Source organism: Cellulophaga baltica, from assembly GCF_018861125.1.
GTDB lineage: Bacteria > Bacteroidota > Bacteroidia > Flavobacteriales > Flavobacteriaceae > Cellulophaga > Cellulophaga baltica_A.
In genome coordinates this window covers 266,954-292,131 of record NZ_JAHKQN010000020.1, presented here as the reverse complement: position 1 = coordinate 292,131, position 25,178 = coordinate 266,954, and the positions used below count along the sequence as shown (strand labels likewise).

The window sequence follows — 25,178 nt, the reverse complement described above, 5'->3', positions numbered from 1 at the left end:
ATGTACTGTATCTTATTCAGAAACTGTACACGTATAATCAGACCCACTTTCAATAGTACCTTGTGATGTTAATTCAATATAATCTAAACCAGCATAATCAGTCTCAATTTTAGTACAACGAAAAACAAAGTTTTTACTAGGTGTACTGTATTGTGCAAGAGCTCCAGTTTCATCAATAGGGTTAATGTATTCCCAAACTACTTCACCTGCGTAAGTAACTTCGAAAAAAGTACCAGTTGTACCTTCACAAATCATCGTGTTGCCATTTGATAAGCGACGAGCCCCAGAAATATTTGCTGCGTAAAAATCTGTATTTGTTGATGCTTCATACGTCCAAGTAAAATCATCAGGGCCATAAGTACCATCTGTATTTAAAGAATAAGAACCATCAGAATTAACTTCAGTATCAATAACATCAACTGTTGAATAATCAATATTCTCATTATAACCAGTTTGGTTATTAAATACCATTATTTGATCACCATCTTGGTAACTAGAATCAATCCAGTTAGCATCGTGTTGTAAAAATAATTTTTGATCATCATCATCACCCATGTCATACGTTTGTGGATTTCCCCAACGGAATAAAATATCACCACCAACACCATAAGTACCACCTTCATGAGAAGCAGCTTCTGCTGTTGTAGTTGAATGATCTATGATAAAAAATTCACTTAAATTACGGCTATTAATTACAATTTGATCTAAACTCTCATTGTAGTCAACAGAATTCATATGCAACCAATCAGCTTCATATTCAGCATCTCCTGAAGCGTAGTTCACATTTAATAATTGTGGATTATCAGCAACCACACCATAGTTGTCTTCATCAGAATTTTCGTCTTGTACCAAATGATCCCAAGCATCCCATTCCCAAACAGTTTCATCTGTATCAGGGTCAAGCTCTACAATTCTCTCACTCCAAAGCGCATGACCATCAGAATAACCTGCAGCTTCAGCTTCAGTTATTGAATGTTTTTCCCAAACCATTACCATAACATTTCCTGTACTTTCAATATATTCTACATCATGGTGCATAAATTCTGTGCTACTATTAAACTCATGATACCAATAAAGATCACCATCGGTATCAAATAACTCAACACGACCAGTTTGACCTCCAGCTTCTTCAAATTCAGAATTTACAGCATCTAAAGTAGCAGTACGTAATAAATGACCATTTTCTAATAAATAGACAGCTTGTGGTGTATAGTCTGATGACCAACTTTTTTGCAACTCTCCACAGTTATCAATTAAATATGTACTCGTACTTCTAATTGGAGAGAAAAGAGTGTAACCATCTGCTACATCTTCAGTTTTAGTTATTAAACCAACAGTATAATCTGAGTTGTTTACCGTTGTTCCGTCATCATCACTATCTGTACTAGTAGTGTCTTCTACATCCGATTCCGTTACAGAATCATCCGATTCACAGTTTGTAAAAAACACTATAGCTGCTAATAATAAAATAATTTTAATTGATTTTTTTTTCATTTTTAGATTTTTATGAATTAAAAGTTGTTGGTCTTTTTAATCTAAAGTGTTGGTGGTTGAAAAAAAGTTTGTAATAGCATGTTTTTTTTTCATCATGAATATTATAAACTATTGTAAAATAATCTATTAGTTTTTTACGGTTTGCACAACTGCTCTGCCTTTATGTTTATCACCGTTTTTATTATTGTCTTTGTTATGTTGCTCTCTACAAGCACTAAATATTGTGAGTACTAAAACGATAAGTGATACTGTTAAAACTCTTTGTTTTTTCATTTTTGTTTCAATTTGAGGTAAATATTTATTTTAATGTTGTCCTTGTGGGCCACCACCTTGTGGCTTAGGCGCATTTGTTAATTCTTCTTCGCTTAAAAAACCGTCACCATTATTGTCAATGCTAGAAAAGTCATCAGCTAAAGGACCTTTAACTTCGCTCTCAGATAATTTTCCGTTATCATCAGTATCCATTTCATCGAACATTTCTTCAATTGTTGGTCTACCTTGTCCTTCACCAGGTCCTGGTCTATCAGGTCTGTCTTCACCGGGAATTTGTTTGCTAGGTCTATCGTCTAATTGCGTAGTCTGTTCTACTTCCGTTTGTTCAGTTTGTGTTTTCTTTTCTTTAGAACCACATGCAGTAGCTAGTGTTAAGCTTAATACTAAAAATCCAACTTTATATATTTGTTGACGTTTCATAATTTTAATTTTTTTATAGATGTATTTATGTAGTTAGACAGCTAGTTTTTTAAAATCCTTCGGGCTAATCCTAATTTTTTAAAATAAAAAAGCATCACTTTAAACAAGTGATGCTTTTGTAAATTATTTACGTTTTAAATTTATTTAATGAGGAGGTCGAGATTTTGGCTCTTCATTTCCTAAAATGTGTTGCAAAGCAAGTTTTTTAAATGCTTCAAAATTCTGTAATTGATTAGGCTTTAAAATTGACTTTATGTTAAAAAAGTGTTGCGCAGTTGCTGTAATTTTTTTTGACTCAATAGCTGAAATCTCATGTAATAAATCATCCGATGGATTTTTAAAATATTGATTTATAATTTGAGTTTGTTGCTCTAGTAATGTAGTTATGTGTTCTGCATGCTCTTTAGCATATGAATGAAAGGTTTTTTGTTGCTCGTCATTCAAATTTAATGTTTGTATTATTCTATCTTGAAAACGATCATTAGGGTGTTGTTGCGGTTTGGGTGCTAATAAAAATGATGCTAATTGCAGTAAGTTTATGAATAGTAGAATAGCTATAATAAGCTTGTATACATTTTCTTTTTTCATCTTAATATTTGGTGTAAAGCGAATAATCTTTTATTAATTCAGTCTTAACAGAAGCTATAGTTTCTGTTGATTTGATTTTGTTAGAGAACACATAAATATTAGCAGCAATAATGATTGATGCAGCAACTGCTACCCACGATAAGCGCTGTAAAGGAATAATATTAACCATTTTTTCTTGTGGTAATTGTGCAGTAATTTTAGCGAATAAATCAATATTAGGTGTTGCTTTTTCAATACCACTTAAACTGTTTAATACGTCGCCTGCCCACTGTTCTTTATTATCCATAATTCACCTATTTATTAAGTTAGACATTATTTTTTTTTATTTCCTTCGGGATAAATTGAAATTAACTTTTTTTTCAGATTAGATTTTGCTCGTTGTAATAGGCTTTCTACTGATTTTAAAGAGGTATTCATAATATCTGCTACTTCTTGGCGAGGTAAATTTTCTACATAACTTAAGATAAAGGCAGTTTTTTGTTTTTCTGCCAACGTGTCAATTACAGCAAATAAATATTTTGATTTTTCTTTATGTTCTAATAAAACTCCTGGATGTTCAAAATCAATTTTATAATGTTCTTTTAATTCTCTGTCTGATGTAGGCCTTCTGTTTCTTTTTTCAAGTTGATTGAGTGATTTGTTAATTGTAATCCGGTATATCCAAGTACTTACTTTTGAGTTTCCTTTAAATGAACAAGCTTTATTAAAAACAGTCAAAAAAACATCTTGAGTTATCTCTTCAGATTCTTCAACGTTTTGCAAATAGCCTAAAGCCGTATTGTACACTTTTTTATTGTACAAATGGTATAGACTATGTAAAGCTTTTTGATCGCCTTCCGCTATTTTTTGTAAGAGTTTATTTTCGATGTTTTTATTTTAAAGAAGTACAAGAGCACTTTCATTATAAATTTTTGTAAAAGTCAAAAATAGCAATATTTATAAAGGTTTGTTTAATTCAGAAGCTTTTCTATGTTTAACACTTTGCTCGTAGACATACCTCAATTTTAAATGCGTAGTCTTATCTTTTATAGAGTCTAAATTACCAGAATTAAAACCAGTCATGCCTTTTTCTCGTAAGAATAAATATGAAAAATATGATGATTTTTTGTATAACATTAATTGTATTTCAGCAATATACTCATGCTCAAAAAATAGATAATTTAGCTTCTTTTAGAGATGTTAAAGGTGAGAAATACTTCAGATTCAATTATGATAATGATTTTTTTACGGCTACTGATAAAAACTATACGCAAGGCTATAGTTTTGAATTAGTAGCACCTTTTTTAAAGAATAACCCTGTAAATTATTTATTTTACAAACCTGAAAAAGTAAAAGCTCATTACGGTTTAGCGCTTGAACATATAGGGTTCACACCTCATGATTTCGACCTTCCTGAAATACAATTTGGCGATAGGCCGTTTGCGGCGGCTATTATGCTTAAGAGTTTTATGATTGCAGTTAGCCAAGAGTGTAAAAGCAGGTTTACTTCATCTTTTAGTTTAGGAATTATTGGTCCAAGTGCATTTGGTGGTGATATGCAAGAAGCTATCCATAAAGCTACAGGTAATAAAATACCACTAGGCTGGCAAAATCAAATAGAGAATGACGTTGTTATTAATTATGAATTAGGCTTTGAAAAACAAATATTTAAATATAAAGATTTTTTTTTCTCTTCAAACAAATATGAATGCCAAAGTTGGTACACTTTTCACAAATGCATCTATGGGTTTTAATACCACGTTGGGCATTATAAATACACCATTTTCATCTTCACAAAAACAAAGTAGGTTTAAGTTATACGTTTATGCACAACCTTTATTAAATGTTATTGGTTATGATGCTACTTTGCAAGGTGGTTTGTTTAATAGGCAGAGTTCGTATACTATCTCACCAAGTGGTATTGAACGATTTACAGGACAATTGAATTTTGGGGTTATTTTGAAAACAAAAACATTGTATTTTGAATATTCACGTACCGCAATTACCAAAGAATTTTCTAGCGGTGAAGCTTATAAATGGGGTGGTGTTAAAACAGGTTTTACTTTTTAATTTTTTAACTCTTACGCTTATAGCGTTTTAAAAGCTACTATTTAAAAAAATGGTATGGTATTATAATTTTTTTCCTTAGTTGGTTGAAGTATGTTATTGGTCGAAATAGTTATTGTTTATAAAGTTTGTTTATAAAATTTAACATATAAATTCAATCAGAACAGACCTATGAAAAAACCTAAATTAACTTACCTAAGTACGCTTATTGCCTTCATTTCAATATCAATTGTATATGCTCAAGAGCAGTATGAATTAAATAGCAATTGGTATTGTAATCCTATAAATGAAACTAATGTAGATGGTTATGAGATATCTAAAAAATCTTATCCGATTAATGACTGGATGCCTGCAACAGTGCCAGGATCTGTATTAACAAGTTTATTAAATAATGAAAAAGTTCCTGATCCTTTTTACGGAATGAATAATGATGACATTAAAGATATTTACGATACAGGGCGTGATTATTATACGTATTGGTTTGTGAAAGACTTTAAAGAAAAAGCAAACAAAGGAGAAAAAGTATGGTTAAAATTTAGAGGTATAAACTATAGTGTTGATATTTTTATAAATGGTAAAAAGGTCAATAAAGAGCCGTATAAGGGAATGTTTTTGCGAAAAGCTTTTGATGTTACCAATTTTTTAAATGGTAACGGCGAAAACAGACTAGCCGTTTTAGTACACCCTGTAGATGTGGTTGGAAATCCAAATGGTGGTCAAGGTGGTGATGGTTTAATTGCTAAAAATGTATCATCTCAATACGTAGCAGGTTGGGATTGGATTCAACCAATTAGAGATAGAAATACAGGAATTTGGGATAAAGTATTTATCGAGAAAACAGGAGTTGTAAATATTAAAAATCCTCATGTTGTAACCTTAGTGCCGGGTGTACGTATGCCAGATGAAGACCAAGCACCTGCTACATTAAAAGTGTCAACGGAACTTGAGAATACCAGCGATAAAGCTATAAGTGGTCTTTTAGAATATGATTTATATGGAATTAATATAAGTGAGGAGGTTACTTTAAATGCTAATTCATTAACTGAAGTTTCATTGCCTGATTTTGTTATTGAAAATCCTAAGTTATGGTGGCCAAATGGTTATGGTGAGCAAAATTTGTATGACATTGATATTAGGTTCTCAGTCAAGAAAAAAGTTTCAGATCATGAAAAAGTTAGTTTTGGAGTTCGTGAAATTCAAACTGAATGGAATGAACATACCCGAAGCAAGCAAATTTTAGTAAATGGACAAAAGATTTTTATTAAAGGTGGAAATTGGATTATGTCAGACGCTATGTTGCGTTTATCTAAAAAAAGATACGATGCTGAAATCCGCTATCATAGCGATATGAATTTAAACCTAATTAGAATCTGGGGAGGCTCATTAACAGAACGCCCTGAGTTTTATGAAGCTTGTGATAAATATGGTATGTTGGTAATTCAAGATTTCTGGATAAGTGGTGATGGTAACGGCCGTTGGTTAGATCCTAAGAAACGTGAAGATCAATGGACCAGAAGAAAATACCCAGATGATCATGAATTGTTTATTACTTCAGCAGAAGATATGGTGAAAATGATTCGTAATCATCCGTCACTTGCAATGTGGTGTGGTGGTAATGAAATTACGCCACCTGCAGATATAATGGATGCTTTAAAAGAAGATATTCTGCCAAGGTTAGATACTACTCGTTGGTTTATTGACTATTCTAATTCTGATGATATGTCATTTAATTTTAAAGGTGGAAATGGCGATGGACCTTACGGAATTCAAAATATAAACGTGTTTTGGAACGAACGTACCTGGCCATTTAATTCTGAAGTAGGTTCTGTTGGTACAGGTGATGCTGTTTCTTTAAAAAGATTTCTTCCAGAAGAAAATCAAGTAGTTCCGCAAGAAATAAAGGGGAAAGAAAGAGTAACGGATAAAGTGTGGAGTTACCATAAATATATAGGTTATCGTGATTATATAAATGCATACGGAAAGCCTACAGATATGGAAGATTTTGCAAATAAAGCACAGTTGATAAATTACGATCAATACCGTGGTTTAATGGAAGGTTTTAGTGCGCATATGTGGGATTGGTATACGGGTACTATTATCTGGAAAACTCAGAACCCATGGACAGCACTAAGAGGGCAAATGTATGATTATTATTTAGACCCTAATGCATGTTTGTACGGTACAAGAAAGGGGAGTGAGCCTTTGCATGTTATGTATAATGCGATAAAAGGGGATGTGATGATAGTGAACAATACATTTGAACCACAATATGATATTATGCTTAGAGTTACCTCTTATGATATGAAAGGAAATGAAAAAATACTTTTACAAGTCTTCTGTAATATTGAAAAAACAAGCGTTCGTTTAATTAATAATCTTCAAAAGAAAATACAACCCTTAATAGTTGATGAGGGTGCTTTTATCTCAGTTGAGTTATTAGATGTTGATAAAAATATAATTGATGATAATTTTTATTGGCTTCCTGATGCGGAAGGAAATTATTCAGGACTGAAGACATTAAGTGATACAAGCTTAAATGTAGTTGCGAAAAAGAAGAATAAAACTACCGTTGAGGTTAGTATTACTAATAATAAGAATAATACAGTGTCTTTTTTTAATAGAATTTCTCTATTAGATGGAAAAACTTATGACCGTGTTATGCCTACATTTTATAGCGATAATTATATTTCATTAGTTCCTGGTGCTACTAAAATCGTAAATTTAGAATACGATGATCTTGAAAAAATTAATGCGAAGGTTGAAATATCGGGTTGGAATATGTCTAAAGAAATAATAACGATTGAATAATAATTTTTATTAAAAATATAAAGCAACAAAAACCAAAGACTGATTATTACGCCAGTCTTTGGTTTTTGTATATTATAATTGTTTTGTTACAAACTTTGTATACTTACATTAAGCGAATCTATAGGTTGTGTTTTTAGTGAATCTAATTGTATGCTTTCAATTTTTTCTTGCATTTTATTTATCTCATCTATTGACATGCCGTCGCGAATAGAGTCTTTTAACATGTTCATCCGTAGTAAATCTTCCTCAGAATAGCTGTCTTCAGTATCATCGCCTAAGGTGTCAAGGTCAGAAGTTTTTGTTCCTACTTTCACATCAAAATCATCACTACTTCCTTCTACTACAACAGGAATTCCTATAAGTCCAAAAGGCGGTAAACCTATTCTCATTTTGATACTTAAATCACCTTCTAATGACGTTTGCCCTTCGGCTCTTAATTTAAAGGGGCGTACTTTAAACTTAAAACGTTCTAAGTTTAAAACATTATTATTTAAAGTTGAATTTATCGTAATTTCTGATACTTCAGGGTTATCCAGTGTTTCAAAACCAGATTTTTTTGAAACCTTACCCATTAGTTTGTAGCCGTCAAACTTAATGCTATGCGCTTTTAATGTTCCCTTACCACTAAGTTCAGGCATTATAGGAAACATAGTTTGATCTAAAGTACCAGCTAACGAATAATCAATTGAAATTATACCCGATGCTTGAGCCGCTGCAGGTGCTAACTCTTTGAATATAGCAACGCTGTTGTATCCTTTTTCTATATTAAAATCAGTAGCTTTTATATCCATAGAAAATAATGCTTTTTTAGTATCTAAGGGTTTATACACAACATCAATTTCAGCTTTTCCATCAGCCATTTGTAGGGTGGTGTTTTTTAATAATAAGCTTTGTTCTTTTAGAGCTAATTGACCTTCAAGAGTAGTAATATTTAATGCGTTGTATATTAGAGAATCAATATTAACCTGAAAATTTAAATCTATATTTTCGGGTATTTGTAGTACGCCACTGGCAACTTCTTCAAGCTTCTTTATTGTTGAGGTACTATCTGTTTGTTGTATTATTTTTTCTTTCGGAAAAAATTCAGTGATATCTATTTTAGGTGATTTTAGCTTCACATCGCCTTTCAAAATTCCTTTAGACATTAACGCATAATCTAAATAGTTTTGAAAATAACCATCCATTGCTAAATCAGAAGATTTATGAAGAATGCTTAATTTAGAAAAAGCCATTTTATTATTAAAAAAAGCAAATTTACCTTCTTTAATTAAAACTGAATATTGCAATTGCTCAGTATTGAGCGTCACATCTTTAACCTCTAAAGTTCCACTATTTATATTCTCGCTTTGCGGATTATTTAGCTTTCCTTTTAATTTTAAATCTGCAATTAATTGACCGTTTTCAATGATTAACGGTAAATCAATTACTTGGTTAAGAGTTGTAAAATCTATAAACCCATTGGCACTAAGATCATATTCTGGGTCATCAAAATTCTTAAAATTGGCAGCGCTTGTAAATTGGTTGTCAAGAAAGCTGAAATTTAGCTTACGTATGGTTAATGAAGCTTCAGAATAGGTTTGGCCATTATTTTCAGTAATGGCATCAAGCTCAATATTTTTAATTGGCTCAGGGTAATGTGAAGTTTGTAAAAAACCATTAGATAATTTAAAATTACCATTTGTTTTTGGCAGGTGAGAGGCTGATGGTTGGTAGATGCCATCAATTTTAATATTTGTAGCTAAAACACCATTAAAATTATAATCAGGTAATTTTAAAGTCTGATTGAGGGTGGTTAGGTTAATATTTGATGTAATGTTTGAGTTTATGTATAATGAATCAGTAGTACCAAGAAGTTTTATTTTACCTCTGGTGATTTCGTTATTTAATGAGAAGTTTAAACTGTCTAAACTAGCATCAATAAAATTGTTTTCGAGACTTCCTTTAAATTTTAAATAAAGATTTTTTATTGGCTGGTCTGCGCTATTGTGTTTTATAGTACCATCATAAATATTTATTGATACATCAGTAAGGTTTAATTGTGATGTTTTTGGTACATTACCTGTATAACCTGCAAGGCGTAAAGTGGCATCTAAATCTCCGTCAAGTTCTACAGCTGTAGACCATTCGGCATATTTAGGAGGTAATGCACTTACTAAATCTTGAATAGTACCATCTTCGCTGTTAAAATTTAAATCGTACGCAAAACCTTCATCAAAGATGTTTAATTTACCATTAAAGCTAACATCTAAATCATTTAATGAAATATCGTTTCTATCAAGTTCAATAGAAAAATTTTCTGTATCATAAATAGTTAACGATTTTGCTTTCAACTTTTTACCACTTAGGTAATCAATATTATCAAAAACAACATTTATACTTGCAATTTCTAGTTGCGAGCCAAGTTTTAATTTTCCATTTTTAATACCCCCTCTGCCATTGTAGTTTAAGTTAATGGAGCTTACACTAATACCGGTCTCAGCATCTTTGTAAACCACAGTAGCATTTTCAATTTTAAGATGTTTGAGGTTTAATCTTAAATCAATACCGCTACTATCAACTTCAGTAGTAGTTGTGTCACTAGTTTTATAAATATTATAGTTGTTATTGCCTACCTTATCATTCATAAGGGTAATTTTGCAATTGGTTAAATAAGTTTCATTAATTACAACACGGTCAGAAAAAATAAGCTTAAAAACATTGATGCCAAAACCTAATTCTTGAGCAACAACTAAAGTGTCTTTTTCAAAAGGTTTAGAGCCTGATAAATTTACATTTTCAAATGAAAAAGTTAGAGAAGGGAAGTGATTGAAAAATGAAATATTTGAATCTTTAAACTGTAGTTCAGTCTCTAGGTTTTGATTGATTCCTTTTTTTATTTCATTAGCAATAAGATCATTAAAAATACTAGGAATAGCAAAAAGACTAATTAAAAGAATAACGAATATACTTAATACCCAAGTTATTACTTTACGAAGGATGCTTTTGCCTTTAACTGCCTTTTTCATTAAAAGAAGCTTAATTAAGATAAATTAATAGCCAAAAATAAAATTAATTTAAATACGCTAAGCTAACATATGTTTAAAGATTTGTAAATATTTTATAGTTGTATCTTTTTAAGTTAGGTAAAAGTCAAAAATGAATATCTAGCTTCATTTTTGAAAATAGTTATCGCAATTACTATCTTTACGGCATAATATTTTATTCATGAACATACATTTTATTGCCATTGGCGGAAGCGCAATGCATAACCTTGCTTTGGCATTAAATCATAAAGGAGACAGTATTACTGGTAGTGACGATGTTATTTTTGAACCTTCAAAATCACGTTTAGAAGCTGAAGGCCTACTGCCAGAATCTTTTGGCTGGTTTCCTGAAAAAATTACAAATACATTAGATGCTGTTATACTTGGAATGCATGCAAAAGCAGATAACCCTGAGTTGTTAAAAGCCCAAGAATTAGGATTGCCAATATATTCGTATCCTGAGTTTTTATACGAGCAGTCTAAAAATAAAACCCGTGTAGTTATTGGTGGTAGTCATGGTAAAACCACAATTACTTCAATGATATTACATGTTTTGAATTACCATGGTCGTGAAGTAGATTATATGGTTGGTGCACAATTAGATGGTTTTGACCGTATGGTGCATTTGACTGATGAAAATGATTTTATTGTCTTAGAAGGGGATGAGTATTTGTCTTCTCCAATTGACAGACGTCCAAAATTTCACTTATACAAACCAAATATTGCTTTGTTAAGTGGTATTGCATGGGATCATATCAACGTATTTCCAACTTTTGATAATTATGTTGAGCAATTTCAAATATTTGTTGATAGTATTGTAAAAGGTGGTAGTATAACTTACAATGAAGAAGATGAGAATGTTTGTAAAGTTGTAGAAGCATCGGAAAATCCAATTAGAAAATTGGCTTATACAACACCGGAATATGCTGTTGAAAATGGTGAAACTTATTTAGAAACTCCTGAAGGAGCTATGCCTATTGAAGTTTTTGGAAAGCATAATTTAAGTAATTTATCTGGCGCAAAATGGATTTGTCAGAATATGGGGCTTGATGAAGATGATTTCTATGAGGCTATTGCTACATTTAAAGGAGCTTCAAAACGATTAGAAAAAATTGCAGAAAGTAGCTCTTGTATTGCTTACAAAGATTTTGCTCATTCACCAAGTAAAGTAGCTGCTACAACTAAAGCGGTAAAAGAACAGTTTCCAAACCGTAAGTTGATTGCATGTTTAGAATTGCATACTTATAGTAGTTTTAATCCTGAGTTTTTAAAAGAATATAAAGGCGCATTGGATGCAGCAGATTTGCCTATAGTTTTTTACGTGCCGGAATCTGTTGCAATTAAAAAGTTAGCACCAGTATCAGCTTCACAAATTGAAGTTGCTTTTCAACGTGATGATTTGAAAATTATGACAGAACCTACAGCATTTAAAGATTTTTTATACCAACAAGATCTTCATAATTCTGTTGTTTTATTAATGAGTTCTGGTAACTATGGTGGTTTAGATTTGATTGAGTTAAAGAATTTTATCGAAAAAGGACACTCAAATTTGTAGTCTAATAAATTTAGTTAGAACTTGCAGAACACCCTAAATAATAAAAATATGAAAACAATTAAAGTTATTTTAGTTGCCGCTTTTATAACGGCATTTGCAGCTTGTAAAGATACAGATGCTGAAAAAGTTAAAGAAGAACAAGCTATTGAAGCTCAAGTAGACAGCTTGAATATGGTAGAGACGGAGTTAGATGAAACCGTAGAGGAAGTAACTCAGAAAACAGAAGAGGTAGAAGATGCTTTAATGGCATTAGATAGTATTTAATAAAATATAAGCAATTATGAAAATAAATAAAAACATAGCGATATTAAGTATTTTGTGTGCTGTATTTACGTTAAGTACAGTTAATGCGCAAACTAAATATCAAGAAGGTAAAGAGAAGATAGAGGCTCAAAAAGGAAAAGCAAATGAAGCTAAAGAAAATGCAAAGGCTAAAGGTGAAGATTTAAAAAATCAAGGACAGGCTAAAGCTCAAGAAGCAAAAGATCAAGCTAAAGACAAAGGTGCTGACATGAAAAGCCAAGCCAATAGCAAGATTGATGATGCTAAGTCAAAAGGTATGGAAGCAAAAAATGATGCCATGTCTGCCAAAAATGATATGAAGAATAATGCTAAGAATACAGTTGCAGAGAAGAAAACAACCGTTAAATCTTACAGTGATAAAGGCGATATGTCTGCAAAGGAATTTGGACAATACAGATCTCAAGCTGCACAAGAAAAAGTAACAGCTTCATCACAAAAATTAGAAAGTAGTCAAAAAGTTTTGACTAATGGTAGAGAAAAGCTGGCGACAGCTAAAGCAAACTATGAGAAGCAAAAAGCAGACAAAAGTATTTCTGGTGACGAATTAGCTAAAAAACAAGCAGCAATTACAAAGGCAGAAACTAAATTAAATAATTTAGAAGCGTCAATAAATAAAGGAAAAGAGAAAGTAAATAGCTCTTCTGAAAAAATTCAAAAAGTTTCAAAATTATCTAAGCAGTAATTTTTTATAACAAATATTTAAAAGCCAAACAAATACTATTTGTTTGGCTTTTTTAATTTCCAATAAAGATTGGACATATTTTTCACTAGATTTTAGATAAAATAAATGTTGCTTATCTTTAACAAATGCAAGAGAATACAACATCATTTTCTATAAAAAATTGGTCAGATGATGATAAACCCCGTGAAAAATTAGTCCAAAAAGGAAAATCTGTCTTATCCGATGCTGAACTTATTGCTATTTTAATTGGTTCAGGTAGTAGAAACGAAAGTGCGGTTGAGTTATCAAAAAGAATTTTGGCATCAGTAAATAATAACTTAAATGAACTCGGTACATTAACTGTAAAAAAGCTAATGCAATTTAAAGGTATTGGTGAAGCAAAAGCAGTAACAATTGTTGCTGCATTAGAGGTAGGCAGAAGGCGTAGAGGAGAAAATGCTCAAAAAATTACTAAAATATCAAGTAGTAAACATGTTTTTGAATTACTACAACCTATTTTAGGTGAGTTGCCACATGAAGAGTTTTGGGTAGTGTATTTGAATAATTCAAATAAGGTATTGCATTCATCACAACAAAGTAAAGGTAGTATTACAGGTACTTTAGTTGATGTTCGGTTAATTATGAAAGAAGCACTTGAGTTAGGAGCAGTGGCTCTAATTTTGGCACACAATCATCCGTCGGGTACTTTAAAAGCTAGTGAGGCCGATAAACAAATTACTCAAAAAATTAAAAATGCAGCTGTTGGTTTAGATATAAAAGTTCTAGATCATTTAATTATTACTAAAGACGATTATTTTAGCTTTGCAGACGATAATTTGTTGTAGACAATTAAATATAAAAAATAAATATGCTCTTAATATATACCCATAAAATAACACCACGATTTAGTTTTGTAATGAAACAAATATTCAATCGTATTTTGGGTATTGAAGTGCAATACACCGCAAAAGTAGAAGATTTTATAAAGCACTCTGGGGCTAAAATTACATATACAAAATTGCCTTTGCAGAATGAGTTTTTTGTTAGAAGCAATGATTTGTTATTTGAACAAGGTATAAATGATTTACAAATAACAATAAAAGATTGGGATGGCGTTCCATGTTTTTTTACAACTGGGGAACGTAGTTCAATTCCGTTTGATATTTTTTCCGCTAGTTTTTATTTATTGAGTAGATACGAAGAGTATTTACCTCATGTAAAAGATGTTCATGGTAGGTTTCCTCCAGCAGAGAGTATTGCGTATCAGAATGATTTTCTTGAGTTACCTGTAATAGATTTATGGGCAAAAAAATTATTAAAAAAATTAAAAGAGCGCTTTCCAGACCTAGTATCTAAACAAAACAAATTTTCATATACTTCAATTGTCGATGTAACCACCTCGCATTGTTTTGCACACAAAGGTATAGCACGTAGTATTGCAGGCTTATTTTTAGATATTTCTTCATTTAAATTTAAAAGAGTTGCACAACGAATATCGGTTTGGTTTAATACGGAAAAAGATCCGTACAATAATTTCACGTGGCTTATTAATTTACATAAAAAATACAAGATTAAAAGTATGTTCTTTTTTCAATTTGCATCATATTCTGCTTATGATAAAAATGTGTCTATTAACAATAACAATTTTAAGTATTTAATAAAGTCTGTATCCGATTATAGTACAGTTGCTTTATGTGCGTCATACAGTTCATTACACAATAAAGAAATTCTTAAAAAAGAAAAAAAGAGTTTAAGTAATGTGATTAACAGACCAGTACACTATTCTCGCTTACGATACAATAGAATTGATATACCAACTACTTACAGAAATTTGGTTGAAACTGAGTTCACAAAAGATTTTACAATGGGCTACACCCATGAAATAGGTTTTAGAGCGAGTACTTGCACACCGTTTTACTTTTATGACATAAATTTAGAGGTTCAACATCCAATTAAAATTTTTCCATTTGCAATTCATGACTATGCTTTTCTAAAAAATAAAAGCTTAGAAGAGGCCGATGCTAAGGTGAAAACCATATATGAAGCAATCAAAAATGTGAACGGTAGTTTTATCACAATTTTTTCAAATGAATTATTGGGTGAGGATAATAAAATTTCGTGGAGAAATTTATACGAAACCATCTTAAAAAAGTATCATGTATAGTAAATTAGTGACCGATGTTTTTTTTGACTTAGATCATACCCTTTGGGATTTTGAAAAAAACTCAGCACTTACTTTTAGTAAAATTCTTTCTGAAAATAAAATTATGGTTAGTCTTGATGATTTTTTAAGAGTCTATGTGCCCAATAATTTAGTGTTCTGGAAATTATTTAGAGAAAATAACATAAGTAAAGAAGATTTAAGATATCAACGTTTAAAAACTACGTTCGATACTTTAGGGGTTGAAGTCAAAGATGAACTTATTTACCAGTTATCCGATGACTATATAGCGAATTTATCAAGTTATAATCATTTATTTCCGCATGCTATTGAAATATTAGATTATTTGAAACCTAAATATAAATTACACGTTATTACTAATGGTTTTAATGAAGTTCAAAATAGAAAAATTAAGAATTCAAAAATCGACAGATACTTTACTCATATAATAGATTCTGAAATGGCAGGTGTAAAAAAGCCAAATCCTATAATCTTTAAATTGGCTTTAGAAAAAGCTAATGTATTACCAGAACATTCTTTAATGATTGGCGATAGTATTGAGGCAGACATTTTAGGAGCGCAAGCATGTGGTTTTCATACACTTCATTTTAATGCGCATAATGAAGATAGGCATGAATTTTGTGATATGATAACAGAATTAAGTGAAATAAAAACGTATTTATAAAGTTATATTAATTGAACATTATATGGTACTTCAGATGAAATTATTAAAAAAACTCATACCAATATTCATTTTGGTATTGGCTTCATGTTCTGATGAGCAGGACTTTAGTCAAGCAAAAGATTTAGAAGTTACAACAGATTTATCAGGACCTATTTTATCGGTAGAAGCCTCAGAAGATGTACTTAATGCAGGTGTTTTTGCAACCCAAGAAGTTAATTTTGATGGCTTTCAAAACGAAAATTTTTCAGATAGAGTACTTTCAGGTGTTATAAATTTTCAATTAAATAATACAACTAGCAAACAGTTAGATGTTACTGTTGACTTTCTAAACGATGGCGGTGCTGTTATTGATACCAAGTTTATGACAATAGACGAAGCTCCACCTGAGCAAATAGTATTAGATTCTATAGTTTATGATGATTCTAATCTTGAAATTTTAAAAAACATTTCAAGTATAGCTCTAAGTGTGCAAAATAATAGTGGTACAACTAGCGTATCATCTTTGGATGACCCCAAATTTACATTTCAATCAAGCGGAAGTTTTATAATAGAAGTTTTAGAATGAAAAGTATATATCTAAGTATTGTAGTTTTTTTTATAGCATGTTTGTCTGGAATAAGCCAGAACAAAGAGTTGTTGTATAACTTTAACGAAGTTCCACAATCTTTACTTTTAAATCCAGGTACTTCTACTAGTTTTAAATGGTATGCAGGTGTTCCAGTTTTATCAGGGGTATCTTTTCAAGCAGGAGTAACTGGCATAACTTCAAATGATCTTTTTGCCGTTGATGGTGTAGATTTTAATACAAAATTTTTAGACAAAGTTGTTTACGGTATGGACTCAAAAGATGAATTGAGTGGTACGTATCAAATAGAAATTTTGAATGTAGGTTTCAGAGGTAGAAAAAACCCGAATAATTTTTATTCTTTTGGTATTTACAATGAAGGTGATGCCATTGGATATTACTTCGAAGATTATGCATTATTAGCTTTTGAAGGAAATACAAATAATATAGATAAGCGTTTTGATTTAAGTGATTTAAAAACTAGAGGAGAAGTTGTAAATGTTTATCATTTCGGAATAAACAAAAAGGTTTCAAGACAATTAGACTTGGGTTTTAGGGCCAAAGTATATTCAAGTATATTGAATTTTTCTTCAACCGATAATAGTGGGTATTTTGTAACTACCGAAGGAGATGAGAATTTATTACAAGCAACATTAGTTGCGGATTTAAAAATTAATACATCTGGTATATTTGAATTGAAAGATGCTATTGATAATGATGAGAGTATTGCAGATATAATAACGAAACGAGCTTTATTTGGTGGTGATTTGGGCTTAGGTTTTGATTTGGGTTTTACGTATAAATTAGATAGACAAACTTACATAACAGGTAGTATACTTGATATCGGTTTTATTTCTCATACCAATGATTTAAGAACATATTCGTTAAAAGGTAAAGCAACTTCAGAAGGTATTAACGTTATTTTGCCTGATGATTTAGGTTCAGGAAGCGACGAGTGGAGGGAATTAGTTGATGATTTAGAAAGTTTAGTACCATACGAAGAAACGGAAGAAAGGTATGTTACATTCAGACCTACAAAATTATATGCCTCAATAGGTCATGATTTTGGTGATGAAATTGAACCAAGACAAGATTGTAATTGTACGACAAAACCAGGGGGTGGCTATGTAGATAATATTTATAAAAATAGTGTTGGTGGTCAGTTATATGTAATTAATAGACCACGTGGACCACAAGCAGCATTGACTGGTTTTTATCAACATAGGTTTGGTAATATAATGTCTTTAAAAGCTACATATACGGTAGATAAATACTCGTTTGCTAATGTTGGTTTAGGGGGTAGTTTACAAGCAGGGCCTGTAAATATGTATTTGATGGCCGATAATTTATTTGGTTATAGTAATCTTGCAAATACAAATTATGCTTCTGTGTTATTCGGATTAAATATTATATCTTGGGGTAAAAAATAATTTTAGTTTAGAATGAAAAAATTAGTACCATTATTGTTCCTAGTATTTTGTGCTTCAACTTATGCTCAAAATGAATTAAATAATTATAAATATATTATTGTGCCTAAGCAATTTGATGCTTTTAAAACCCAAAACCAATATCAAACTAGTACACTAGTTAAATTTCTTCTTGTAGAGAATGGGTTTAATGTTGTGTATGATGACGCTTTACCACCAGAATTATCTAATAACAGGTGTATGGGGTTAAATGCGACTTTAAATGATGTTTCTAACATGTTTTCAACTAAAGTTTCAATCGTTTTAAAAGATTGTAACTCTAAAGAAGTTTTTACGTCAATAGAAGGGTTTAGTAAAATAAAAGAATACAGAGAGGCTTATAATGAAGCTATAAAAAAAGCAGCTATTTCTTTTAAAGGGTATGCTTATAAATATAACGCTCCAAAAACATCTAAACCAATGCCTTTGTCTTTAGATACTAAAAAAGAAGCTGCTTTTGAAAAAGACGAAGAAGAAGTTCGTGTTCTAAAAGAAAGAATGGCTCAGAGAAAGGCCGAAGAAACTACTACAGTTTCATTTGCAAATGATGTTCAAAGTGTAAATGTAGCTAAGCCTGTTACTCAAAATGATATTTACTATGCGCAAGAAATCGCTAATGGATATCAATTGGTTGATAAGACTCCTAAAATAACAATGAAAATTCAGAAGACTTCCCAACCTAATATCTATTTAGGAAAAGAAGTTGAAGGCCATTCAGGATTAGTATATATTAAAAACGGAAAATGGTTTTTTGAATTTTATGATGCTGATGAGTTAAAAGTTAAAAGTTTAAATATTAAGTTTTAAACGTCATATTTATCTTTCCATCTGTTTTTTAAAAACTCCTTGATGGCATTTTCTCTTTGGTTCTGGTTCGGAATATAAAACGATGTTCCTGATAATTCATCAGGTAAAAACTCAGCTTCTACAAAGTTGTTTTGGTAATCATGTGCATATTTATATTGCGAGCCGTAACCTAAGTCTTTCATGAGCTTAGTAGGTGCATTTCGTAAAGATAAAGGCACTGATAAATCTCCAGTTTCTGAAACAGTTTTTAATGCCCTGTTTATAGCCATATAACTCCCATTACTTTTTGGTGATGTGGCTAAATAAATTGCACATTGGCTTAGTATGATTCTAGCTTCAGGGTAACCAATTGTTGTCACGGCTTGAAAAGTAGTATTAGCCATAACTAAAGCAGTAGGATTTGCTAATCCAATATCTTCAGAAGCTGCTATTAGCATTCTTCTTGCTATAAATTTCACATCTTCGCCACCTTCTATCATTCTTGCTAACCAATAAATGGCACCATTAGGATCGCTACCACGAATTGATTTTATAAATGCAGAGATTATATCATAATGCTGTTCACCAGTTTTATCATAGCGAACAGTGTTTTTTTGTAATTTCTGAAGTACTAGTTCATCTGTAATGATAATTTTATCACTGGATTCAGAGTTTATTACTAGTTCAAATATATTTAACAATTTTCTACCATCACCACCAGATAAGCGTAATAAAGCCTTTGTTTCTTTAAGTTCAATATCTTTTGTCTTGAGGTATGAATCAATCTCCATAGCTCGTTTTATTAAAGCTACTAAATCGTCTTTTTCAAATTCATTTAATATATAAACTTGGCACCTTGAAAGTAATGCGGGAATAACTTCAAAGCTAGGGTTTTCAGTAGTTGCACCAACTAAAGTAACCCAACCTTTTTCTACAGCACCTAGAAGAGAATCTTGCTGCGATTTACTAAATCTGTGAATTTCATCTATAAAAAGAATAGGGTTTTTTGAAGTAAACAAACCGCCACTCTGTTTAGCTTTGTCAATAACCTCTCTAATATCTTTTACACCACTATTAATAGCACTTAGTGAGTAAAAAGGTCTACCACTTTCTTGTGCAATAATATTTGCTAAAGTGGTTTTTCCTGTACCGGGAGGTCCCCATAAAATTAAAGATGGAATAATTCCTTTTTCAATCTGATTAGTTAACGAACCATTATCACCAACCAAATGTAATTGACTAATGTAATCATCTAGATTTTTAGGGCGTACTCTTTCTGCAAGTGGTTCATTCATCTGGCAAAAGTACAAATTCTACAAATGACAATTTATCATGCTAACTAAATTTGGTAGCGTTTTTGATTTTCTTTTTTTAAATTAGAAGAATGACTGATAGTACTCAATTCCGTTTTTCAAATAAAGTAATAATTGTTCCAATTGTTTTGGTGTTAATTATTTGGACAGTTTTTTTAGTTGAAATTCGTTTCGGTGTCAATTTCAATAAATACGGAATTTATCCAAGGACATTGATAGGTTTACGAGGTGTATTATTTAGTCCATTTATTCATGGTTCAGCTGAGCATTTATATAATAATACAATTCCATTAGCAGTTTTAACTTCTTCATTAATATACTTTTATAGAGAAATTGCTTTTAAGGTTTTAGTTTATGGAGTTCTTTTGTCAGGAGTAATAACTTGGGCTATAGGAAGAGAATCTTACCATATAGGAGCTAGCGGACTTATTTATGTTTTAGCTAGTTTTATTTTTTTTAAAGGCATTTTCACAAAACACTATAGACTTGTAGCATTATCTTTAATTGTTGTTTTTATATACGGAAGCATGCTTTGGTATATATTCCCTATAAAAAAAGGAATATCATGGGAAGGACATTTAGGAGGCTTCTTAACAGGAGTAATTTTCGCATTGCTTTATAAAGTAAAACTTTCACATCAAAAAAAATATGAATGGGAAAGAGATGATTATAATGAAGAAAATGATGAGTTTTTACAACATTTTGATGAAAACGGAAATTTTATAGAAAAAGAAGCTGACCCTGTAATTGATGAAAATTCAGAGATAAAATACACCTATCATTACGTAGAGAATAAAGAAAAAGAATAAATTATTATTCTTTTAACCCTCTTTGTCTAACTGCTTCATATAAAAATACGCCACATGCGACAGATACATTTAATGAGCCTATTTCACCTAGCAAAGGAAGTTTAGCTTTATAGTCAACAGCTTTTAATATTGAAGGGGAAATACCAACATCTTCAGAACCCATTATTATTGCAGTAGCTTCTTTGAAAGATACATCGTAAACTGAGTTTTCCGTTTTTTCTGTAGCTGCAATAATTTTTACTCCTGATGCTTGTAAATAATACACAGCATCTTTTATGTGGTCTACTTTAGCAATGGGCACTTTAAAAGCAGCGCCAGCAGAAGTTTTTATAGTATCAGCAGTAACCGGTGCGGCACCTTTTTTTTGGATAATAATACCGTCTACACCAGTACATTCTGCAGTTCTGATAATTGCCCCAAAATTACGAACATCAGATAGTTGATCTAATAGTAAAAATAATGGGGTTTCTTTTGTGTCAGTCACATTCTCAACTAAATTTTCCAAGGTGTGAAAATGAATAGGGGAGATGTTTGCAATAACACCTTGATGGTTGCCTCTTGTAAGTCTGTTTAACTTTTCAATTGGCACATATGAAGAATTAATACCTTCTTTACGAATAAGAGTTTCAAGCTCTTTGAATAAATCACCCTTTAACCCTTTTTGAATAAAAACTTTATCTATTGGCTTGTCTACACTTATTGCTTCAATAATTGCTCTGATTCCGTAAATTTGAGTATTGTTGTTGTTTGTGCTCTCCAAAAATTTAATATTTATACTAAACTAGTATTATTGATTAGCAAAGTTAATTAACTTAATCAAATCTTCTTCTTTTTTAATGTTTAATTTATTTTCTTTTACATAATTTTCAATTCCTATTGAATTATTTGTAAATAGATTGTAGAATTTTTTTTTGTTTTTTTCAACCTTGCTATAGTTTTGTTTTTCAGGACTTTTTATAAAATATTCCTCATAACGAGTAAACTTTGCTTTTTTGTTTGTGGTTAAAGAGTTTTCAGCCTCTTTAGGAGTTTTAAAATTAACATATACTCTTTTTACAAGGTTGTAATTTCCATTAACGAGATTTACAACAAAATGTTTTTGAGATTCATTATCTTTTTTTAAATTAACGACTTTTAATAGTGTTGAGTCATCCAATTTTATACGTAATCCTACAATTTTTTTAACTGATTCTAATTCGCTTAATTCATTCACTTTTAGCTCAACTTCATCTCTATAAATATTATATTTAAACAAATACCTTCCAAAGTTTTTCTCTTTTAAAAGCATATTACCTGAAGTAAAATTGTCTTTATAATATGGGCTACCTATGACATTTTTTAGATCATATTTAACTACCTTATTCTCCATAAGCTTTCTTTTTAGTACATCATATAATTGAGATGTGCTTTCAAATTCACTCGGTTTACTCGTCGTTCCAGCTTGACCTATTGTTAATTTTGGGCTAATAATTAATAATAAAATGCAAATAATTTTTTTCATAGTGTTTTGTTAGTTAAGAATTTAAATCAAAAGATAATGATTTTTGGTCAACTTATTTCAGTACGAGACAGACAAATAAAAAAAGCTGACTCATAGAGTCAGCTTTTTAATTTATTTAGATGAATAAAAATTTGTTTATTCTATTCGTCACATAAGTTTAACGCTATAACTCCTGCGGCAGAACCTTCTGCATAAGTTGCAACAACATTACCACTAGGTGCCGTTATTGTAAATGATATTTCTCCGTAAAAATCACCTGGGAAATACCACTCAGCAGATGTTATATCTGTTGGTATCGTAATTGTATCGGTACCACTAGTACCATCATTTATACAAACAGTAGACGCTGCTGGACATAAACCTACTTCAAAAACATCACCGTTGCTCAATGTTACTGTAATACCTGGTCCTCCACTTGCAGTTGTAGTCTGCCATCCATCACCATATGAATCACCCATTTGTATTACCCAATCGCCATCAGGTATTATAGGTAAGATACAAATAACAGTAGATGAGAATGTATGATCCGCAGATTGGTTATCAAAATTTGCACTTACTGTAGAATATTCTTCACCTTCGGAATTTGTTAATGCTAATCTATAATTGAAGGTGTCTCCACCATCAAGGTCACTTGATTCTAAATTAAGTGCATCAAGTAATAACTCTCCATTAACTGTTAAAGTAACTTCAGCATCAGAACCTGATGTATCAGTAGATGAATATAAAACTTCATCTGCATCTACTAATGATCCACTAAAGCTAACATACAAATCTACTTTAGTTACATCTAAACCATCCTCTAAAGAATTTAGTTGATATGTTTTAGTAAATGTAGAAGAAGCAGGATCTTCTCTGTCAATATCAGTACTTCCGTCAGTACTTAATTCAGAAGCAAATGCACCACCACTTACTTTAAGTTCATCATAATTTATCGGAAATTTATCTTCATCACTACAAGAAATAATAATAAGTAGAAGAGATATCGATAAAATATACTTCAATTGTTTAAATCTATATTTTTTCATTTTGTTTTTTTTTATTTAGTATATAAATCCATCTGCATTTGTATCCCAGAAAGTTTTATCTGTTAATGATTTTTGATCAATATTGAAATTTCTATCAACAGATTCTGCAGGATACAAGAATGTTCTTGGGAAATCACTAGTACCTAATAGAGTAGGAGTCATGTTGATAGGGGTTCCAGTACGTCTATATAAGTTGTAAGCTTCAACTCCATTACCAAAAGATGCAATCCAGTACTCTTTACCGATAATAGCCATCTTAGCATCTTCAGTTGTGGCAGCGTTATATTGATCCATTACATAAGTAACATATTCATCAACATCGTCAGATGTAGGAACGTAAGTTTGATCTAAACCAGAAATGTAAGAAGCTCCAAGGGCTTGAACATCAGTTATAGACGCTCTTACAGCTTCTTCTAACATTGTTGCATCATCGTCTGATGTTCCAAGTATTAAAGCAGCTTCAGCTCTCATAAAATATGTAAATGAATTCATCATTATTGGCCAAATTCCTTGACCATTTAAACCATCTCCAGAATTTATTCCTTCGAAATCATCTGCATCATATCTACCACCAATTGGATAAGTTCCAAAAGTTGATCTTTTAGTGTTGTCAGGTGGAATACCATCACTATCACTATGATTTCTACCCCAATAACCATCTCCTCTGTCAAAAAGTGAACAAAAAGGTAATGGCACAGGTATCATAGCGTCAATTGGGCCATATGTTGCAGGTCTAGGATCGTTCCAACAATCAATTTCATTATCTAATGTTGCTTCATCAGACGGAAAAGAACCAACTTGTCTGTAAACATAATATCTAAGTCTTGGGTCATCAATACCTTTTTCAACAGCAAGAGACCACATTAAATAGTTTGTTATATACTCACCAGGGCTAGCAGCTTCATACTCTTCAACATAGTATTGGTGTTTACTCTGAGGTAAGTCTGATGTCCCAAATTGAAATACAAAATTAGAATCAGGACTATCAATTAAACTTTCATTTAATAGGGTGTTAATTGCTGTAGTTGCTCCAGCCTCATCTGATAATCGAAGATTTAGATAATACTTCAGTTTTAGTGTATTAACTAATGCTGTCCATTTAGCAACATCTCCATCATAATATAAATCATTAGCAGGATCTTCTAGTGAAGTTTTTTCAAAATCTGCTATTGCATTATCTAATTCAGTCAAAACTAGATCATATATTGCAGTGTCTTCATCAACTGTTGGGAAAAGTTCACCTTCATCTCCATTATTTGCTGTTGTTAATGGCACATCACCAAAATAATCTACTAATGTCATTAAGGTATATGCTTTTATTACTCTCGCAATTCCAGAATGAACAAATAGTTCTGAAGATTCAGCTATCGGAATTAACGTTTCGATATCCTGTAAAACATTAGCGTAAGCTGTTCTCCATAATACTGTTGTATTTGAATTTGTACTATTGTAATTAACATCATATTCATCAAACATATATTCTAATCTCACAGCTTCACCACCAGCTTCAGTAGCTTGTTCAAAAACCTCTGCAAAATCTAATTGAATATTATTTAATGTAAAGTCCACATCCAAATTTTCTGGGTTGGGACTATTAGGATCCGTTGTTAAATTTAATTCGGTCGTTTCACATGACCCTAATAATGCCATTATAAGAACGAAAGAAAATATATTATTTATTTTGTTTTTCATTACC

At 31.2% G+C, this 25,178-nt stretch carries 26 protein-coding genes; 13 read left to right on the top strand and 13 right to left on the bottom strand.

Annotated features, from left to right (window positions below; all coding sequences use genetic code 11):
- Positions 1 to 12: 12 nt before the first annotated feature.
- The 7 genes from KO500_RS11650 to KO500_RS11620 all read right to left on the bottom strand — a co-directional run bounded on the left by KO500_RS11650 (position 13) and on the right by KO500_RS11620 (position 3,891).
- Complete coding sequence (locus tag KO500_RS11650; protein ID WP_215956719.1) at positions 13 to 1,494, bottom strand: aryl-sulfate sulfotransferase; 1,482 nt, start codon at positions 1,492 to 1,494, stop codon at positions 13 to 15.
- Between the two features lie 126 nt (positions 1,495 to 1,620).
- The gene (locus KO500_RS11645) at positions 1,621 to 1,767 is read right to left on the bottom strand and encodes a hypothetical protein (RefSeq protein WP_215956718.1); all 147 of its coding nucleotides are present in this window, start codon (positions 1,765 to 1,767) and stop codon (positions 1,621 to 1,623) included.
- A gap of 30 nt (positions 1,768 to 1,797) precedes the next feature.
- Complete coding sequence (locus tag KO500_RS11640) at positions 1,798 to 2,187, bottom strand: EF-hand domain-containing protein (protein ID WP_215956858.1); 390 nt, start codon at positions 2,185 to 2,187, stop codon at positions 1,798 to 1,800.
- Positions 2,188 to 2,331: 144 nt separating this feature from the next.
- The gene (locus tag KO500_RS11635) at positions 2,332 to 2,775 is read right to left on the bottom strand and encodes a hypothetical protein (RefSeq protein ID WP_215956717.1); all 444 of its coding nucleotides are present in this window, start codon (positions 2,773 to 2,775) and stop codon (positions 2,332 to 2,334) included.
- Between the two features lies 1 nt (position 2,776).
- The gene (locus KO500_RS11630) at positions 2,777 to 3,061 is read right to left on the bottom strand and encodes a hypothetical protein (protein WP_215956716.1); all 285 of its coding nucleotides are present in this window, start codon (positions 3,059 to 3,061) and stop codon (positions 2,777 to 2,779) included.
- Between the two features lie 26 nt (positions 3,062 to 3,087).
- Positions 3,088 to 3,642, bottom strand: a complete 555-nt coding sequence (locus KO500_RS11625; protein WP_215956857.1) for an RNA polymerase sigma factor — start codon at positions 3,640 to 3,642, stop codon at positions 3,088 to 3,090.
- Positions 3,643 to 3,711: 69 nt separating this feature from the next.
- Positions 3,712 to 3,891: a hypothetical protein gene (locus KO500_RS11620; protein ID WP_215956715.1), complete on the bottom strand. Its 180-nt coding sequence runs from the start codon at positions 3,889 to 3,891 to the stop codon at positions 3,712 to 3,714.
- Between KO500_RS11620 and KO500_RS17570 the strand changes: the two genes are divergently transcribed.
- The 3 genes from KO500_RS17570 (at position 3,870) to KO500_RS11610 (ending at position 7,629) form a co-directional block, all read left to right on the top strand.
- Positions 3,870 to 4,508 carry a lipid A-modifier LpxR family protein gene (locus tag KO500_RS17570; RefSeq protein ID WP_354668439.1) on the top strand — a complete coding sequence of 213 codons (639 nt, stop codon included), beginning with the start codon at positions 3,870 to 3,872 and terminating at the stop codon, positions 4,506 to 4,508. The genes KO500_RS11620 and KO500_RS17570 overlap by 22 nt on opposite strands.
- On the top strand, positions 4,498 to 4,824 hold the full coding sequence (locus KO500_RS17565; RefSeq protein WP_354668438.1) for a lipid A-modifier LpxR family protein: 327 nt from the start codon (positions 4,498 to 4,500) through the stop codon (positions 4,822 to 4,824). Before KO500_RS17570 ends, KO500_RS17565 begins: the two co-directional genes overlap by 11 nt.
- A 168-nt stretch (positions 4,825 to 4,992) precedes the next feature.
- Complete coding sequence (locus tag KO500_RS11610) at positions 4,993 to 7,629, top strand: glycoside hydrolase family 2 protein (protein ID WP_215956714.1); 2,637 nt, start codon at positions 4,993 to 4,995, stop codon at positions 7,627 to 7,629.
- An 86-nt stretch (positions 7,630 to 7,715) separates the two neighbouring features.
- Here KO500_RS11610 and KO500_RS11605 read toward each other — a convergent pair whose 3' ends face one another.
- Entirely contained in the window at positions 7,716 to 10,634 is a 2,919-nt protein-coding gene (locus KO500_RS11605) for an AsmA-like C-terminal region-containing protein (protein WP_215956713.1), read from the bottom strand.
- Positions 10,635 to 10,833: 199 nt separating this feature from the next.
- Here KO500_RS11605 and KO500_RS11600 point away from each other — a divergent pair, with 199 nt between their 5' ends.
- From KO500_RS11600 to KO500_RS11560, 9 genes are all read left to right on the top strand, one after another.
- The gene (locus KO500_RS11600) at positions 10,834 to 12,207 is read left to right on the top strand and encodes a UDP-N-acetylmuramate--L-alanine ligase (protein ID WP_215956712.1); all 1,374 of its coding nucleotides are present in this window, start codon (positions 10,834 to 10,836) and stop codon (positions 12,205 to 12,207) included.
- A gap of 48 nt (positions 12,208 to 12,255) precedes the next feature.
- Positions 12,256 to 12,471: a hypothetical protein gene (locus KO500_RS11595; RefSeq protein ID WP_215956711.1), complete on the top strand. Its 216-nt coding sequence runs from the start codon at positions 12,256 to 12,258 to the stop codon at positions 12,469 to 12,471.
- Positions 12,472 to 12,487: 16 nt separating this feature from the next.
- Positions 12,488 to 13,192 (top strand): hypothetical protein, encoded by a 705-nt coding sequence (locus KO500_RS11590; protein ID WP_215956710.1) that lies wholly within the window; start codon positions 12,488 to 12,490, stop codon positions 13,190 to 13,192.
- Between the two features lie 125 nt (positions 13,193 to 13,317).
- Positions 13,318 to 14,016 carry a RadC family protein gene (gene radC / locus KO500_RS11585; RefSeq protein ID WP_215956709.1) on the top strand — a complete coding sequence of 233 codons (699 nt, stop codon included), beginning with the start codon at positions 13,318 to 13,320 and terminating at the stop codon, positions 14,014 to 14,016.
- A gap of 23 nt (positions 14,017 to 14,039) precedes the next feature.
- The gene (locus KO500_RS11580) at positions 14,040 to 15,335 is read left to right on the top strand and encodes a polysaccharide deacetylase family protein (RefSeq protein WP_215956708.1); all 1,296 of its coding nucleotides are present in this window, start codon (positions 14,040 to 14,042) and stop codon (positions 15,333 to 15,335) included.
- The gene (locus tag KO500_RS11575) at positions 15,328 to 16,017 is read left to right on the top strand and encodes a YjjG family noncanonical pyrimidine nucleotidase (RefSeq protein WP_215956707.1); all 690 of its coding nucleotides are present in this window, start codon (positions 15,328 to 15,330) and stop codon (positions 16,015 to 16,017) included. The genes KO500_RS11580 and KO500_RS11575 overlap by 8 nt, the downstream gene beginning before the upstream one ends.
- 34 nt (positions 16,018 to 16,051) lie before the next feature.
- The gene (locus tag KO500_RS11570; RefSeq protein WP_215956706.1) at positions 16,052 to 16,582 is read left to right on the top strand and encodes a hypothetical protein; all 531 of its coding nucleotides are present in this window, start codon (positions 16,052 to 16,054) and stop codon (positions 16,580 to 16,582) included.
- Positions 16,579 to 18,012 (top strand): DUF5723 family protein, encoded by a 1,434-nt coding sequence (locus tag KO500_RS11565; protein ID WP_215956705.1) that lies wholly within the window; start codon positions 16,579 to 16,581, stop codon positions 18,010 to 18,012. Before KO500_RS11570 ends, KO500_RS11565 begins: the two co-directional genes overlap by 4 nt.
- A 12-nt stretch (positions 18,013 to 18,024) precedes the next feature.
- Positions 18,025 to 18,855 carry a hypothetical protein gene (locus KO500_RS11560; protein WP_215956704.1) on the top strand — a complete coding sequence of 277 codons (831 nt, stop codon included), beginning with the start codon at positions 18,025 to 18,027 and terminating at the stop codon, positions 18,853 to 18,855.
- On the opposite strand, the gene KO500_RS11555 is transcribed toward KO500_RS11560, so the two are convergent.
- Positions 18,852 to 20,129, bottom strand: coding sequence for a replication-associated recombination protein A (locus KO500_RS11555; protein ID WP_215956703.1), 1,278 nt, complete (start codon positions 20,127 to 20,129; stop codon positions 18,852 to 18,854). The genes KO500_RS11560 and KO500_RS11555 overlap by 4 nt on opposite strands.
- An 89-nt stretch (positions 20,130 to 20,218) precedes the next feature.
- On the opposite strand from KO500_RS11555, the gene KO500_RS11550 reads away from it, so the two are divergent.
- Positions 20,219 to 20,956, top strand: coding sequence for a rhomboid family intramembrane serine protease (locus KO500_RS11550; protein ID WP_215956702.1), 738 nt, complete (start codon positions 20,219 to 20,221; stop codon positions 20,954 to 20,956).
- Positions 20,957 to 20,960: 4 nt separating this feature from the next.
- On the opposite strand, the gene rlmB is transcribed toward KO500_RS11550, so the two are convergent.
- From rlmB to KO500_RS11530, 4 genes are all read right to left on the bottom strand, one after another.
- Positions 20,961 to 21,716, bottom strand: a complete 756-nt coding sequence (rlmB, locus tag KO500_RS11545) for a 23S rRNA (guanosine(2251)-2'-O)-methyltransferase RlmB (protein ID WP_215956701.1) — start codon at positions 21,714 to 21,716, stop codon at positions 20,961 to 20,963.
- A 27-nt stretch (positions 21,717 to 21,743) separates the two neighbouring features.
- Positions 21,744 to 22,457, bottom strand: coding sequence for a hypothetical protein (locus tag KO500_RS11540; RefSeq protein WP_215956700.1), 714 nt, complete (start codon positions 22,455 to 22,457; stop codon positions 21,744 to 21,746).
- Between the two features lie 140 nt (positions 22,458 to 22,597).
- The gene (locus KO500_RS11535; protein WP_215956699.1) at positions 22,598 to 23,482 is read right to left on the bottom strand and encodes a hypothetical protein; all 885 of its coding nucleotides are present in this window, start codon (positions 23,480 to 23,482) and stop codon (positions 22,598 to 22,600) included.
- A gap of 15 nt (positions 23,483 to 23,497) precedes the next feature.
- Positions 23,498 to 25,174: a SusD/RagB family nutrient-binding outer membrane lipoprotein gene (locus KO500_RS11530; RefSeq protein WP_215956698.1), complete on the bottom strand. Its 1,677-nt coding sequence runs from the start codon at positions 25,172 to 25,174 to the stop codon at positions 23,498 to 23,500.
- Positions 25,175 to 25,178 lie beyond the last annotated feature (4 nt).

Coding starts and splice junctions, on each gene's coding strand:
- KO500_RS11630 (WP_215956716.1), bottom strand. CDS start 3,061: ATGGATAATAAAGAACAGTGGGCAGGCGACGTATTAAACAGTTTAAGT.
- KO500_RS11555 (WP_215956703.1), bottom strand. CDS start 20,129: ATGAATGAACCACTTGCAGAAAGAGTACGCCCTAAAAATCTAGATGAT.
- KO500_RS17565 (WP_354668438.1), top strand. CDS start 4,498: ATGGGTTTTAATACCACGTTGGGCATTATAAATACACCATTTTCATCT.
- KO500_RS11640 (WP_215956858.1), bottom strand. CDS start 2,187: ATGAAACGTCAACAAATATATAAAGTTGGATTTTTAGTATTAAGCTTA.
- KO500_RS11580 (WP_215956708.1), top strand. CDS start 14,040: ATGCTCTTAATATATACCCATAAAATAACACCACGATTTAGTTTTGTA.
- KO500_RS11650 (WP_215956719.1), bottom strand. CDS start 1,494: ATGAAAAAAAAATCAATTAAAATTATTTTATTATTAGCAGCTATAGTG.
- KO500_RS11550 (WP_215956702.1), top strand. CDS start 20,219: ATGACTGATAGTACTCAATTCCGTTTTTCAAATAAAGTAATAATTGTT.
- KO500_RS11560 (WP_215956704.1), top strand. CDS start 18,025: ATGAAAAAATTAGTACCATTATTGTTCCTAGTATTTTGTGCTTCAACT.
- KO500_RS11645 (WP_215956718.1), bottom strand. CDS start 1,767: ATGAAAAAACAAAGAGTTTTAACAGTATCACTTATCGTTTTAGTACTC.
- KO500_RS11565 (WP_215956705.1), top strand. CDS start 16,579: ATGAAAAGTATATATCTAAGTATTGTAGTTTTTTTTATAGCATGTTTG.
- KO500_RS11575 (WP_215956707.1), top strand. CDS start 15,328: ATGTATAGTAAATTAGTGACCGATGTTTTTTTTGACTTAGATCATACC.
- KO500_RS11610 (WP_215956714.1), top strand. CDS start 4,993: ATGAAAAAACCTAAATTAACTTACCTAAGTACGCTTATTGCCTTCATT.
- KO500_RS11530 (WP_215956698.1), bottom strand. CDS start 25,174: ATGAAAAACAAAATAAATAATATATTTTCTTTCGTTCTTATAATGGCA.
- KO500_RS11590 (WP_215956710.1), top strand. CDS start 12,488: ATGAAAATAAATAAAAACATAGCGATATTAAGTATTTTGTGTGCTGTA.
- KO500_RS11535 (WP_215956699.1), bottom strand. CDS start 23,482: ATGAAAAAATATAGATTTAAACAATTGAAGTATATTTTATCGATATCT.
- KO500_RS11540 (WP_215956700.1), bottom strand. CDS start 22,457: ATGAAAAAAATTATTTGCATTTTATTATTAATTATTAGCCCAAAATTA.
- KO500_RS11570 (WP_215956706.1), top strand. CDS start 16,052: ATGAAATTATTAAAAAAACTCATACCAATATTCATTTTGGTATTGGCT.
- KO500_RS11600 (WP_215956712.1), top strand. CDS start 10,834: ATGAACATACATTTTATTGCCATTGGCGGAAGCGCAATGCATAACCTT.
- KO500_RS11635 (WP_215956717.1), bottom strand. CDS start 2,775: ATGAAAAAAGAAAATGTATACAAGCTTATTATAGCTATTCTACTATTC.
- KO500_RS11595 (WP_215956711.1), top strand. CDS start 12,256: ATGAAAACAATTAAAGTTATTTTAGTTGCCGCTTTTATAACGGCATTT.
- radC (WP_215956709.1), top strand. CDS start 13,318: ATGCAAGAGAATACAACATCATTTTCTATAAAAAATTGGTCAGATGAT.
- KO500_RS17570 (WP_354668439.1), top strand. CDS start 3,870: ATGATGATTTTTTGTATAACATTAATTGTATTTCAGCAATATACTCAT.
- KO500_RS11620 (WP_215956715.1), bottom strand. CDS start 3,891: ATGTTATACAAAAAATCATCATATTTTTCATATTTATTCTTACGAGAA.
- KO500_RS11605 (WP_215956713.1), bottom strand. CDS start 10,634: ATGAAAAAGGCAGTTAAAGGCAAAAGCATCCTTCGTAAAGTAATAACT.